The organism is Bacillus sp. FSL R9-9834, assembly GCF_038006905.1.
Classification (GTDB): domain Bacteria; phylum Bacillota; class Bacilli; order Bacillales; family Bacillaceae_G; genus Bacillus_A; species Bacillus_A pacificus.
On the sequence record NZ_JBBOWD010000001.1, the window covers coordinates 3,141,418 to 3,154,794 of the forward strand.

Consider the following 13,377-nt stretch of genomic DNA (forward strand, 5'->3'; position numbering starts at 1 on the left):
CTTTCAAAACTAAATCTCTGCATCTAACAAATTGTACTCGTAGTCAAAAGAAGCATGGATTCTATGTCCTCCAAATAAATCTCCATCATTATACTCGCAATATATATCATTTTCTCTCATTACAATATCCATAAGAGTAATAGACTGCTCAAATGTTTCTTTCGTCATATCATATTCTCCTGCATCTACAGCATCCCAATCTAAATGTTTATCATTCTCATCATATTCAGGCCAAAAATCATTTTTATACTCTATTAATTCTTTCGCTATAGCGACCTTAGCATTTTTATCAAATTCCTCTAAGCATATATAAAGCTTTTCTGCTCTTTTTATCATTTCATATACGTGTACATGCTCATTTCTAACATCCAATTCCCAATGTACTTTTCCTTCGTTTTGTTCATATGTATGAAAAGTTTCATTAAAGATAAACATTCCAATTCATTCACTTTTTATTGATTTTTCCATGATTTCATTTCCTTTCTATTCGCAAAAAAGAAACGGCTATATTTTAAGTAGTTATAACCGTTGACTTTCATATTATATAAAAACTGCATTATGGAAAAAGTAAAACTTTAATTGGATTGCAATATCCTATATTTCACCCCACTCTGCCGATAAAAAATGAAGATAGTGTAATAACAAAAGCTCTCGTTCACAAATACAAAATTACGAAAAAACTGAAAAACCTATATACTAAACTAACCTAAAACGGTCAATGTTTTACAGGCAATTACTCTTCCTTCTAACCCCATTTTAAATTTTTATTTAACTATTAAAAAACTGAAACACAAAAACAGGCAATGGAGAAAATACTGTCCATTGCCTGGGAATACATGAGATATGTGATGTATGACTTACTCGTAACTATTTAATTTTTATCTTTCGTATAGACGATGTAGCTAGGCTCATTATAAACCCACTCACTTGTACCAATTCTTAGCCAACCATTCTTTTCTTCGTATACTGTAGCTTTTTCACCTTTGCTTGCTTTTCTAACAACAGAGTAGCTAGATCCTGCTCCGCTGCGAACATTTACCCCAATACCATTTATTTCAACCGTACCAATTCCTTTTTGAACATTCCCAGTTTCAATAACTTGAAGCATGTTTAAAATGAATGCTGCAGTTTCACCACGAGTTGTTGTTCCTTTAGGGACATATAGGTTATCTCCCATACCTGTTACAATACCTAAGCCGTATAATCTTTGTACAGCTTCTTTATAGATAATTTGATCTTTATCTGTAAATGGTAAGTTTACCAATGGTCCATTTATTCCTTTGTACTGTAAAGCTTTATTTACAATAACCGCTGCTTCTTCTCTTGTAATAGGTGTGTTAGGGTCAAAATTACCGTCTCCTCTACCAGAAATGATGCCTGCACTTGCAGTACGTTTAATACCATCTCGTAAAGTTGAATTTACATCATTTAAATCTTTAAACGTCGCATCTCCAGCTGGAAGACTTAAAGAATTCGAGATTAATTGCGCAAACTCAGCTCTTGTTACAGATCTATTAGGCGCAAAAATGCCGTTTCCTTCTCCTACCATAATACCTCTTCTGTTCAAATCACGAATAGCCGATTCATACCAACCTCCTGTTATATCGTCTGTCGGTTGATAAAATTTATTATAATATCCTTCAACACCATTTACGAATGGTACCCATTGTCCACTATTAATCAACATATCGGGACAGTTTTTACCACTCCATTTTTGATGTTTTACGATGTTGTTTAATGGTACACCCGTTTCTTTCATTAAATAAGCTGCAAGTTTCTTAGCGTTATCGACTGCCTTATTGTAGTCACCATCACTATTAACTGCAATTTCAATTGCAATAGATTCTCTATTACCCGCCCCATCACCATCTCCTGCGTGCCATCCATTCTCGTTTAATGGTAAGTGTTGATAAATTTCTTTATCATCTACTGTAAAGTGCCATGATGCAGCTCGGTCTGTTTCCCCTACTGCTTGGTTATACAAGTATTGAGCGTGGCTTTTAGCTCCTGCTCCTACGCTTTTATTATCAGTTTCATGAATTGTAATATACTTTGGAGTCATATGATTTTGAGGGCGAATATTCTCGTTACCTGCTGGAACAATCCATTCCGTGAATGGAACCCCGTTTATCGTACTAGAAACTGTAGGTGCTGAGAAAACAAGACTACGCTTTGTTCTACCTGAATGGTGAGGAACAGTTAATGTACCCGTTTCTTCATAAATACCTTCTGAACTTTGAAGACTGTCCACTTTCTTATTATTGACAGTACCTCCACCGCGTCCATCTACCCCTTCAAAACTTTCTTCAATACTTTTTAAAACTTGTTCTTCTGATACTTGAAGTTGATCTGTCCCGCTTTGTTCCTGAATACTTATAGATTGATGGTTATTTACAGATGGCTGTTCTTCTGCGAACGATACCATCGATGAAGATAATACCGTTAGTCCTGCTGTTAATGCTACTACTTTTTTATTCAATCTAATACTCATATTTAATTTAGTATATCTCGCTATTTTAATAGATATACCTTCCTCCTCACACTTCTTCTAATGTACATCCTAATAGTTACATAACACCTTCATTTTTCATTACATATAATCAATCGAAATCTATACATTCTCCCAGATAAATCAATATGTAAGAACATTTCAAACAATTATAAAAGAAAATGATAGAAACTATACATGACATTTTACTTCATATGTCGTTCTTTTTCTATGAAATTCACATTTTTTTAATCTTTATTATAAATTAAAAAGAAAAATTTCTTATGATAGGTTCTTTCAAGAATCATTGTGATGAGGGTGTAGCGGCTTCTGTAATAGAGTTAGTTGAAGAATGCTGTTTCCTTCGTGGGATTGAAACGACAATTACAAAAAAGCCCGATTGGTGTAGGATTCATAGGTACCCACACCAATCAGGCTTTTACAAGCAGTTACTCTCCCTTCTAACTTCCTCGCTTTCGCAGATTTTTAAGGTGGATGTCTTACTGCCAGCATACTGCGAGATAAAATACGTATCCATCCAATTCGCAATTATTTCTTCCAGCTCTGGATGAAGTGGCTTTCCCGCCCCTTCTTCGTAATTCTTTTTAAACTCTAAAGCTTTAAAATCCCCCTCAAAACTTTTCAAACTATGATCCATATCTTTTATTACATGTACCTCAGAATCCCCCTTCACATAATCACCAATTCGCTTCGCTTTTTCAGGATCAGCCTGAATATCTTTATCACCAGCAATCGCTAGCACTGGACATGTTACTTGTTGTAAATCTTTATAAATGTCATGCTGAAAATGCTCTCTAAACCATTTTGCATTCATCGGTTTAAAACCCACTTTAATCGTATCTTTTTCTGTGTTCATCATTTTCTCTTTTATTTTTTCCATCTGCTTCTCTCCATGTTTCTCCACATCGAGAAGGCGCATTAGTTTTCCCTTTATTCCTTTTTGTTCTTTTAATTCTTTATAAGCAATCTCTCTTTGTCTTTTCGTAGCTTCTTCTAACGATTCCGCAGCTCCTGTAAGAAGTATGAGTCCATTTACTGGTGTTCTTGCGTTTACTACAGTTGCCAACATACATCCTTCACTATGACCAGCTAAAATGATATTTTCTGGATCAACAAATGGCTGTTCTTTTAAATACGTAATCGTAGACTCTATATCATTAACTAAATCCCACATTCCAGTCTTTAGAAATTCCCCGTCACTCTTTCCTACTCCGCGCTTATCAAAACGAAGCGTCACTACTCCAAGCTTCGCCATTACATGTGCTAAATCTTTATATATGTTCGACTCAAGCTTTAGCGGTAATATCGTTCCATCACGATCAATTTCTCCAGATCCAGCAATAATGATAACCGCCGCATACTTCCCGCCAGCTTTCGGTTTAGTGAGTGTACCTTGCAACGTAAATTCACTATTTATCGCTACTTCATATTCATCGAAGGTCATTATATTAGTCCTCCTTCTATTCAGTTATATCTAATTTGAATTTCAAACTCGCTATTATATTTTTGTACTCTCTTTCATCTTTCATCGGAGTGAAAACTGGATTCTCTGCAATACTTTGTAACATGCTTCGCTTTATAATCTCTTCATTTCTAACTGTTTTAGCGCCGAGTGGAAATTCTGCAAACCATGCATCAATCGCATCAAAATAAGAATCTCCATGTAAATGTAGACTATTTACTGTGAAGCTTGCCGTACAAACTGCTACATATTTACGTAACATTTCTAATGCCTTTTCAAAATTCCCTTGCATACAATATACTTGTGCAGCAGCATAGTATACTTTTAAAGTCATATTGGGATGCAATGTTTCTATTTCATATATATCTATTAACATAAAAGCTCTATTTAAAATCACCTCTACTTTTTCAACGTTTGAGGCATTTACTACTACGTAATTTGGTATTGTCGCAACGAGTTGTATTAAATGTTGGTACATACTAATTTGCATTATTTCATTTGTCTTTTCAGCATTTCCAAGCATTTGATACGCTTGTGCGATTAGATCTTCCTCTGGAACGTTAGGACGTATCGTTCCGCCAAGTAATTGCAATACTTCATTCGGTTTATTGAGTATAAGATAGCAAGTTGCTTGAAACGATACCGCCTCTTTCACAAGAGAAACATCATCACTTTCTTCCTGCACTCTGCTAAAGAGATGCATTGCCTCTTCTAACATTTCAATTCTTTTATCCGTATCCTCTGTTAACATATGGTGATTAATCAAAAGTAGTCCCATTTGAAGTAATAACGGAAAACAAGAATAATATTTTTTAATTATTTCTCTGCACTCCATCATTACTTCATCAAATGGTTTTTCACTAAAAGCTTCCGCTAGTCTATGATATAAATCCCTAATATCTTCTGGTTCCATTTGCGGTGTATAACAGATTAGTTCATCTATACTTATATTAAAGTACGATGCTAACAGTGGTAAAAATGTAATATCCGGATAACTCTGCCCTGTCTCCCACTTAGAAACAGATGCCTTCGTAATACCGATATACGCCGCTAACTCTTCCTGCGTAATCCCCTTTTCTTTTCTCTTATCCGCAATTATTTTATGAATGTTTATCTCCTTCACACCATCACCTCATACTTTTATTATATGCTTTTATTTCACACAAAATATGGATTTGAAGTCGACTTTCGTTAACAAAATCAACTGTTAGGAAACTTGTCTCTAAAATCAAAGAGTCTGTCCCAAAAGGTGCTTTTTAGCCAAAATCTAATAAAAAGCGAAAGGCAGAAACGCTGATTTTATAACGTTTCTGCCTTTTCAATTTCATGTGATCTTACTTCGAAAGAGACTTATGAGACAGCCTCTTTTTATTGTGGGGTACCGATACATAGCCACCTAGCTAAGATTTTGAAGTACTTCAAAATCAAAAACCACATCTCATCACAGTTTTCTATGGGAATCCAGTGAACAGATTATTTACATAATTATCGTTATCAGAAGTTAAATTTTCTCATTTAATTTTGTAGGATACCCACCAAAAACACTGTCCCATATATATTTGTAAATCACTTGAAACAGGGATAAATATATCTTTTAGTTCTTCCTCAGTGTAATAGTTCTTTATGATTTCATACTTGGTTCCATTGTCCAAAGTCCTTATTTTATATGTATTTGGGTCATTTTCTTTATGTGCTAAAGTTCCACCTATGGACTCTGTATAAATATTATCAGCCATAAAAACTGTTGTTCCAGGCCCAAGCTTATCATGTAATTGATTTAAAAATTCTTGGATTCTAAACTTTGGTATATGTGAAAACCAAAAGTTTGCAACACATCCTTCAAAGTTCCCAGGGATTTTATCAAGTTGGTAGGCATCTCCTTGAAGAAAATTCACTTTAGAAGGGAGAATATCTTTTTGATTTGCGATGTTTAATACTTCGTTGGAATAATCTATGGCTGTTATATGTTTTGCTGTTTTAGCTATAAACTGTGTCCAATAGCCTGTCCCACATGCTACTTCTAAAATAGATTGGTTTGTAAATAGTTTTTGAAGTTTCTGTTGAATAAGAGTTTGTTCTTCTTGGCGAATTGGATCGTTTCTAAAATAAACCTTTTCATATTCATGGGCTCGTTCGCTATAATACATCTTCATAAATATCCCCCTTTATACACAAATTAACTAATTATAACATTTATTTGCTAATATCACATATGATTTTTTATGTTGAAAGAGTTGAATATTGTATACAATCTTAGTTAACATAACATCTCATTATCAGTAGCAAGAAAACAGGAGAACCCTGCTCTCACAAGGGAACCTTTTTGTTTATATCTATGAATCTATACACGTTTTATACATTCCTATCCTGGTATCGTTTTAGTGTTCTTGCTTATTACTGGATTAGCAAAAAAATCGTATATAATCTTGCATGCTCTTAGCATAGGTTTTTCAAACATACTGGCATTCCCGAATATTCGCTTTCTGATGGCATTTCTTAAACTTTCATTAAAACACTCTCCCCTCCTTTGTCTATCTTTGTGAGTAACTCTTCTTGTTTATTTAAAGTCCTCCCCCTCAAAGCCAAACAAATGATTCAATTTATCCAGTATGTAAATAAAAAGGAGAATCAGCCCCATAATGGACTAACTATCCTATAAAACTAAAACTTCTTTCCCTATGTATCATTATTTCGTTATTTCACCAAACTGAGCTCTCGTAACTTTCACCAAGTCATCCACTTTCAGCTCAATTTGTACACCAATTTTCCCGCCGCTTACAATGATCGTTTCAAGTGATTGAGCACTCGCATCAATACATGTAGAAAATAACTTCTTCATTCCGACTGGTGAACAACCGCCGCGAATGTATCCTGACACTTTCGTAATATCTTTTACAGGAATCATTTCAATTTTCTTTTCACTTACTGCTTTTGCAGCAGCTTTTAAATTTAGTTCCTCATCTACCGGAATAATAAACACATGATAATTTTTACTATTTCCTTGAGCGATTAACGTTTTATATACTTCTTTCACTTCTCGTCCAATTTTCCCGGCTACTGATACGCCGTCAATTTTCCCATCATCTGGATCATATGACATCATCGAATATTCAATTTTTTCTTTATCTAATATTCGCATCGCATTTGTTTTATCTTTTTTCATAACGTTCTCCTTAAAAGGTTATTTCATATTATTAAGTTTTATTATACACCCTTTTCCATTTCTCCTACATAACTTCACGTATATTTCAAAACTAAAAATATTGATAATTCAAAAATATTCTGCTATACTTTGAAAAAACCTTATGTTAAGGAGAGATTTATAATGCGAAATGTTAATACTTCTTTCCAACTTCATCATACGTAACGCCGTGTATCCGAAGAAAAATTTTTCTTCGTGGGTACAGGGCTTTTCCTGTTGACCCACGAAGCGTTCATAAAGTTATGTGGGTATTTTTATACCTGCATAGCTTTTTTTAATTTAAAAAGGAGTGATTATGATGGAAATGAAAAATGTAAAAGGAACGAAAGACTATTTACCAGAGGAACAAGTGCTGCGAAATAAAATTAAAAGAGCTTGTGAAGATACGTTTGAACGTTATGGCTGTAAACCGTTAGAGACACCAACGTTAAATATGTATGAGCTTATGTCATACAAGTACGGCGGTGGTGATGAAATTTTAAAAGAAATATATACGCTTCAGGATCAAGGAAAACGTAACCTTGCCTTACGCTATGATTTAACAATTCCATTCGCAAAAGTCGTTGCAATGAATCCGAACATCCGCCTCCCTTTTAAACGGTATGAAATTGGAAAAGTATTTCGAGATGTGCCAATTAAACAAGGAAGATTTCGTGAGTTCATACAATGTGACGTGGATATAGTCGGTGTAGAGTCTGTCATGGCAGAAGCGGAACTTATGAGCATGGCATTTGAACTGTTCCGAACGTTAAACTTAGAAGTAACGATCCAATATAATAACCGAAAATTGTTAAACGGTATTCTCGAATCTATTAACATCCCTACTGAACGAACGAGTGACGTCATTTTATCATTAGACAAAATCGAAAAGATTGGGATAGATGGTGTACGAAAAGATGTATTAGAGCGCGGAATTTCTGAAGAAATGGCTGATACGATATGTAATACTGTTTTATCTTGTCTAAAGCTTACAATTGCTGACTTTAAAGAAGCTTTCAATAATCTCCTCGTTGCCGATGGAGTAAACGAATTACAACAATTACAACAATATTTAATCGCTCTTGGAATAAATGAAAATGCTATATTTAATCCGTTTTTAGCGCGAGGACTGACAATGTATACAGGTACCGTGTATGAAATCTTTTTAAAAGATGGATCGATTACATCTAGCATCGGTAGCGGTGGTCGATACGATAATATTATTGGAGCATTCCGCGGTGATAATATGAATTATCCAACAGTCGGTATTTCATTCGGCTTAGACGTTATTTATACAGCACTATCACAGAAAGAAACGATATCATCTACAGCGGATGTATTTATCATCCCGCTCGGAACAGAATTACAATGCTTACAAATCGCCCAGCAATTACGTTCTACCACTTCCTTAAAAATCGAACTCGAACTAGCAGGACGCAAATTAAAACGTGCCCTTAATTATGCCAATAAAGAAAATATCCCTTATGTGCTTATTATTGGGGAAGAAGAACTTAGTACAGAAACCGCTATGCTGCGGAATATGAAGGAAGGTAGTGAGGTGAAGGTTCCGCTTTCTTCTTTGAAAGATAATACATTTAATAATTATTGTAATATACCCATTAAGTTATAGCTGTGAATCCTTCCTAAAGCATAATCTATGTAAGCTAAAAACTCCATTTAATAATGGAGTTTTTACTGTTATTTATTAATGTTTAAATGTAAATGTCTGTTTATATTTTCTTTCCGACTCACAATCTTTTTGTCCATCTTTTAGCAACCTAGAAGGCTTTTCTTGCCAAGTTATAATAACTTCAAGTTCATCAGACTGAACGGATATAGGAAAATTCGCATGATTAAAAGCAACTTCTTTACTTAACACATGATCTTTTTTAGAAGTGAAAAGTTCATACTTCGTCTGGGAATCTGGTTCATTTCGAAATACTTCAACAGTTACATGATAAGCGTCCTTCCCGATATCTTGAACCTCGAAACCATACGTATCAAAAACATCCTTTTTAGCTGTCACTAAACCAGTTTTTTTATCAGGTTGCTTAATTTCTATTTTCCATCGATCTGACGTTTGAGAAATCGGTAAATGCTTTGGAGAAAAAGCATGAACAGTGAAAGAACTTCCAATTACGAAACAAAATATGCATAGGAACGAAAAAAGCATTTTTTGCATTATGATAACCTCCATTGTTTTAAGTTTTGAATTACTGTTCCCTAAAAGCAATGGATATATTATCCCTTAAATAAAAAGCACCTTAATCCCTTTATAGAATCTCGTATACAAGTTTTTAAACAACTGAGATTAACTTAATAATCTAGTCAAATATTTTTCACTTACTTTCTGATCAATGTGGATAACGTCCCTTCCCCTTATTGAGTTGGTTTTTCTATTTTATAAATAACCAATAATTAGTTAACATAAAAAAATTATATTCTACTAAAATCTACAAATAATTAATATCCAATTACCTCCTAAAATAAGTAATATATAGATATTACTTATTTTAGGAGGATTTACTTTGAAAACTTACATCCAAGCACTAAAGTGGACTACAGGTATCTATCATCTTTTATTACTTCCTTGTTATTATGTATTTCCACGTCTTGTTAACTTATATGGAATACCTTTACTACTATTGATTGTTTTACATATCACTACTATTTTATTATTTAAAAAAGAAGGCATGAATACATACCCTCATTTGATTAATCAGGTAGTTACTATGAGATATAACACGTAAAAAATAATCCTCCTTATAAGCTGATACGCATACTAAAGAAGTAGAATTTGATTTTTCGTACGTATGAAATTCATTTTTCATGGAAAACTATATTAGTATGTATGCAGTTTAAACGCTCTATTTATTAGAGTTGGACAGGAGGAGAATGAATATGTCTGATATTGAAGTTGGCGAAGTGTTTACTCTTAGTGATGAAAATAACGAAGAGCAAGAAGTAGAAGTGCTTGGAGCGATGGATGTCGAAGGCGCTGAATATATTGCAGTTGCCTTTGTTGAAGATATCCAAACAGAAACCGAGGAAGACATTGATATTTTCTTTTTAAAAGTAGAAGAAGATAGTGAATTCTCATATATTGAGAATGACGAGGAATTTGAAAAAGTATCTGCTGCGTTTGAAAAGATTTTGGATGAGCAAGAGCAAGAATAGAATGAAACACACGAGGACGGATGCATATCCGCCCTCTTTTTATTTTTCACTCATCCAAAGATTTATGCAGCAATTCCAGTACATCTTTCATCACAAAAGGACCGTCTTTTTTTACATGCTCAGCAAATTCAGAAACGAGACGTAGTGTACTCACACTTTCAACCGGATGCTCTCCTGAAGCACTTTCAGCAGAAAGCATAACAGCATTCGTTCCGTCCAGTACAGCTTGAAACACATCAGTTACCTCTGCCCTTGTTGGAATAGAATGATCTACCATAGATTGAAGCATTTGTGTTGCTGTAATAACATATGTATTCGTTCGATTACATTCCTGAATCATCATTTTTTGCAAGAGCGGAATAAATTGAAACGGTAACTCAACTCCTAAATCGCCCCTTGCAATCATAATTCCATCTGCTTCTTTACATATATCTTGAAAATTCTCGATCGCTTCCATCGTTTCTATTTTTGCAATTAAATTAGGTGAGGTTTCTTTATACTGTTGTATAAAATCTCGTATTTCTTTTATATGGCTAGGTTTTCTTACGAAAGAACATGCGATAAAATCAACACCCTCTTCTAAAAGAAACTGAATATCTTGTTTATCTTTCTCTGTAATAGCCGGTAAACGAACGATTGCGCCTGGTAAGTTCACCCCTTTATGGGATGAGATATTACCACCTGCTTTGACCTTTGTTTCTATTTTATCCGTACTTACCTTCTCTACGATTAACTCAACTTCACCATCATTCATTAAAACTCTACTTCCGACTTTCACATCATTCGCGATCCCTTCATAATCAACACTTGCTTCCGTACTACTCCCTGTAACTGGTTGCGTATGTAAAATAAAAGAATCTCCCGCCTGAAGCGTAATTTGTTCTCCTTTTATTTCACCTAACCTTATTTTAGGACCTTGTACATCGCCTAAAATTTTAATAGAATCGTCTAACGATTTCACTAAACGAATAATATCTTTATGACTTTCATGCGTGCCATGTGATAAATTTAGCCGAACAATTTTCATACCATTGCTTATTAACTGCGCTAACGTTTCTTTATTATTACTTGCTGGCCCAATTGTACAAATTCGATCGATTGTCACTCTTATCACCATCCTTTTTCATTATGATTCCCATAAACTTTCATTACACTCTCAACATAAAAAAAGCCTACTCCCACAAGTAGGCTTTTGAAACTACGAAAGTTTCGTTAATAACTGATTTAAATCTTTTTTCGTTTTCGTCGTCAATGACTTCATTTTAGTAATATCTATCTTTTCTTTCTCCGCTCCTACAATTAACGGATACATACTTTGTCCAATTGTTTTAGATTCAGCTGGGTGTGATGTTTCTAACTCTTTCTCAATTACATCCCACTTTGCATTAATTTGTTTTCCAAGTTTATTTACTGTTTCTAATTTCGGATTCGCAGCTAATTGCTTGTCTAAACTATCAATTAATGCCGCAACTTCTTTTACATTTGTTTTCACCGCTACGTTTTTCTTCGGATCTTTCGTTGTTTTTCCGTCTGAGTTTGTACTTGTACTTTGATCTGTTGTTTTCCCGCTAGTCGTTTGATCATTCGTCTTTCCTGTCGTCTCTTTTTCTTTTGTTTTTACATTCTCATTTTGAGTTGATGTTTTACCGTTACTTTCTGTTCCTGATGATTCTTTCGTATTTTTTGCATCTTTATCTGTTTTTTCATTTGAAGAAGTATTTGTTTCTTTTTCAGTATCTTTCGTTGTTTTTGATGCTTCGTCTGCGCTTGTCGTTTTTGCCTCTCCTTCATTTTGCGCTGTTACTTGCTCTTTCTTTTCTGCCTCTTTATCTGCTGAAGGACTACAAGCTGCCATAGTAAGCATTGTACCAATTGTTATCGATGCGATAGCGACCTTTTTCATTTTCATATAAATCCCCCTATGTTTACGTAATTTATCCTCCCCTTTACGATTCGATTTCCCCTTAAAAAATCCCTTTTCATACGAATTATCATTTTTCCGACAGTAATCTTCATAATAATACGTACAAAAACCGATAAAACAATTTAAATATTCGAGTTTCTTCTACTTCATTTTTCTTCTCTTTACTAAAAGAAAAAGAGTATATTGTCATATAAAGAATTACGATCCTCATATGACGATATACTCTTCTATCAAATTTTTCTCTTTCTTGACATTTTATTTATACAAAAAAATAAAATTTTCTTTCGTTTTTTTGTTTCTCAACAATTGTCAACATAATATATTTATGAGTAACCACCATTCGAATGAATAATTTGCCCTGTAATCCATTTTGCTTCTTCACTGACTAAAAAAGAAATTAAGCGTGCTGCATCCACCGGTTCTCCTACTTTACCTTGTGGAAACTTCCATACTAAATGATGATTCAGCTCCTCTGTAATCCATCCTGTATTCGTTGGTCCTGGATCAACAGCATTCACTGTAATCCCCTTCTCCATCGCAACTGGTGCTACTGATTTTGTAAATGCTTCAATTGCTCCTTTCGTCGCTACGTATGCTAGTTCCTCAGGCATTGGCCCGAGTGACTGCCCTGAAGTAAGATTAATAATACGGCCACTCGCCTTGCTTGCATAATGTTTTATAAATAATGAACTTAATAACATAGTAGCGCGAACATTTACTGTATAATGTTTATCTAACTGCTCTACATTTAATTCTTCGATTCTCGTATGAGTAGCATACGCTGCATTATTAATTAAAATAGATGGATCACCTAACCGTTCTGAGACCATATAAAACAAACGGTTTGGCGAATATGACTGCGATAAATTGATTTCTGCCATTTCACATCGAACACCTAAACTTTCAATCTCCTCTTTCAACAAAAAGGGCTCTTTGTCATGCATTCCCCACGGCATCGCTTTATCATACTGAGACCAGTACGTGAAAAAAATGTCTATTCCTTTTTGAGCAAGCACCTTGCATACAGCTGCACCAATTCCATTCAGACGAGTTGCCCCTGTTACAATTGCTATTTTCTTCACCTTTTCTCCTCCACCTATGGATAAATCCTCTGCACGAATACA

The 13,377-nt window shown here is 34.4% G+C and carries 12 protein-coding genes and 1 pseudogene; 3 read left to right on the top strand and 10 right to left on the bottom strand.

Features of this window, described 5'->3' with window-relative positions; translation table 11 throughout:
• Window positions 1-9: 9 nt before the first annotated feature.
• The 6 genes from MKY00_RS16295 to ybaK all read right to left on the bottom strand — a co-directional run bounded on the left by MKY00_RS16295 (window position 10) and on the right by ybaK (window position 7,134).
• Window positions 10-435, bottom strand: a complete 426-nt coding sequence (locus MKY00_RS16295; protein WP_016718065.1) for a DUF2262 domain-containing protein — start codon at window positions 433-435, stop codon at window positions 10-12.
• A 436-nt stretch (window positions 436-871) separates the two neighbouring features.
• Complete coding sequence (locus MKY00_RS16300; protein ID WP_029141157.1) at window positions 872-2,491, bottom strand: S-layer homology domain-containing protein; 1,620 nt, start codon at window positions 2,489-2,491, stop codon at window positions 872-874.
• Window positions 2,492-2,927: 436 nt separating this feature from the next.
• Window positions 2,928-3,953 carry an alpha/beta hydrolase family protein gene (locus tag MKY00_RS16305; protein WP_016718067.1) on the bottom strand — a complete coding sequence of 342 codons (1,026 nt, stop codon included), beginning with the start codon at window positions 3,951-3,953 and terminating at the stop codon, window positions 2,928-2,930.
• A 16-nt stretch (window positions 3,954-3,969) separates the two neighbouring features.
• Complete coding sequence (locus MKY00_RS16310) at window positions 3,970-5,094, bottom strand: helix-turn-helix domain-containing protein (RefSeq protein ID WP_016718068.1); 1,125 nt, start codon at window positions 5,092-5,094, stop codon at window positions 3,970-3,972.
• 388 nt (window positions 5,095-5,482) lie between these two features.
• On the bottom strand, window positions 5,483-6,124 hold the full coding sequence (locus MKY00_RS16315; RefSeq protein ID WP_016718069.1) for a class I SAM-dependent methyltransferase: 642 nt from the start codon (window positions 6,122-6,124) through the stop codon (window positions 5,483-5,485).
• 533 nt (window positions 6,125-6,657) lie between these two features.
• Window positions 6,658-7,134, bottom strand: coding sequence for a Cys-tRNA(Pro) deacylase (gene ybaK, locus MKY00_RS16320; RefSeq protein WP_000710870.1), 477 nt, complete (start codon window positions 7,132-7,134; stop codon window positions 6,658-6,660).
• Between the two features lie 334 nt (window positions 7,135-7,468).
• On the opposite strand from ybaK, the gene MKY00_RS16325 reads away from it, so the two are divergent.
• Window positions 7,469-8,782, top strand: a complete 1,314-nt coding sequence (locus MKY00_RS16325) for a histidine--tRNA ligase (protein ID WP_324255422.1) — start codon at window positions 7,469-7,471, stop codon at window positions 8,780-8,782.
• A gap of 75 nt (window positions 8,783-8,857) precedes the next feature.
• Here the strand turns inward: MKY00_RS16325 and MKY00_RS16330 are convergent, their stop codons facing one another.
• Window positions 8,858-9,334 (bottom strand): hypothetical protein, encoded by a 477-nt coding sequence (locus MKY00_RS16330; protein ID WP_001171093.1) that lies wholly within the window; start codon window positions 9,332-9,334, stop codon window positions 8,858-8,860.
• A 346-nt stretch (window positions 9,335-9,680) separates the two neighbouring features.
• Here MKY00_RS16330 and MKY00_RS16335 point away from each other — a divergent pair.
• Window positions 9,681-9,887, top strand: a pseudogene (locus tag MKY00_RS16335) (hypothetical protein); the annotation flags it as partial.
• A 160-nt stretch (window positions 9,888-10,047) separates the two neighbouring features.
• Window positions 10,048-10,329 carry a DUF1292 domain-containing protein gene (locus MKY00_RS16340; protein ID WP_001997837.1) on the top strand — a complete coding sequence of 94 codons (282 nt, stop codon included), beginning with the start codon at window positions 10,048-10,050 and terminating at the stop codon, window positions 10,327-10,329.
• 46 nt (window positions 10,330-10,375) lie between these two features.
• On the opposite strand, the gene MKY00_RS16345 is transcribed toward MKY00_RS16340, so the two are convergent.
• From MKY00_RS16345 to MKY00_RS16355, 3 genes are all read right to left on the bottom strand, one after another.
• Window positions 10,376-11,446 carry a pyruvate kinase gene (locus MKY00_RS16345; protein ID WP_074585785.1) on the bottom strand — a complete coding sequence of 357 codons (1,071 nt, stop codon included), beginning with the start codon at window positions 11,444-11,446 and terminating at the stop codon, window positions 10,376-10,378.
• Window positions 11,447-11,527: 81 nt separating this feature from the next.
• A complete protein-coding gene (locus tag MKY00_RS16350) occupies window positions 11,528-12,238 on the bottom strand; it encodes a hypothetical protein (protein ID WP_000782528.1) in 711 nt (236 codons plus the stop codon).
• Window positions 12,239-12,576: 338 nt separating this feature from the next.
• The gene (locus MKY00_RS16355) at window positions 12,577-13,335 is read right to left on the bottom strand and encodes an SDR family oxidoreductase (protein ID WP_016718073.1); all 759 of its coding nucleotides are present in this window, start codon (window positions 13,333-13,335) and stop codon (window positions 12,577-12,579) included.
• Between the last annotated feature and the right edge of the window lie 42 nt (window positions 13,336-13,377).

What these genes read in the sequence shown, in the direction of transcription:
- MKY00_RS16325 (WP_324255422.1), top strand. Translation starts at nt 7,469, where the DNA reads ATGATGGAAATGAAAAATGTAAAAGGAACGAAAGACTATTTACCAGAG.
- MKY00_RS16350 (WP_000782528.1), bottom strand. Translation starts at nt 12,238, where the DNA reads ATGAAAATGAAAAAGGTCGCTATCGCATCGATAACAATTGGTACAATG.
- MKY00_RS16305 (WP_016718067.1), bottom strand. Translation starts at nt 3,953, where the DNA reads ATGACCTTCGATGAATATGAAGTAGCGATAAATAGTGAATTTACGTTG.
- MKY00_RS16330 (WP_001171093.1), bottom strand. Translation starts at nt 9,334, where the DNA reads ATGCAAAAAATGCTTTTTTCGTTCCTATGCATATTTTGTTTCGTAATT.
- MKY00_RS16295 (WP_016718065.1), bottom strand. Translation starts at nt 435, where the DNA reads ATGTTTATCTTTAATGAAACTTTTCATACATATGAACAAAACGAAGGA.
- ybaK (WP_000710870.1), bottom strand. Translation starts at nt 7,134, where the DNA reads ATGAAAAAAGATAAAACAAATGCGATGCGAATATTAGATAAAGAAAAA.
- MKY00_RS16340 (WP_001997837.1), top strand. Translation starts at nt 10,048, where the DNA reads ATGAATATGTCTGATATTGAAGTTGGCGAAGTGTTTACTCTTAGTGAT.
- MKY00_RS16345 (WP_074585785.1), bottom strand. Translation starts at nt 11,446, where the DNA reads ATGGTGATAAGAGTGACAATCGATCGAATTTGTACAATTGGGCCAGCA.
- MKY00_RS16315 (WP_016718069.1), bottom strand. Translation starts at nt 6,124, where the DNA reads ATGAAGATGTATTATAGCGAACGAGCCCATGAATATGAAAAGGTTTAT.
- MKY00_RS16300 (WP_029141157.1), bottom strand. Translation starts at nt 2,491, where the DNA reads ATGAGTATTAGATTGAATAAAAAAGTAGTAGCATTAACAGCAGGACTA.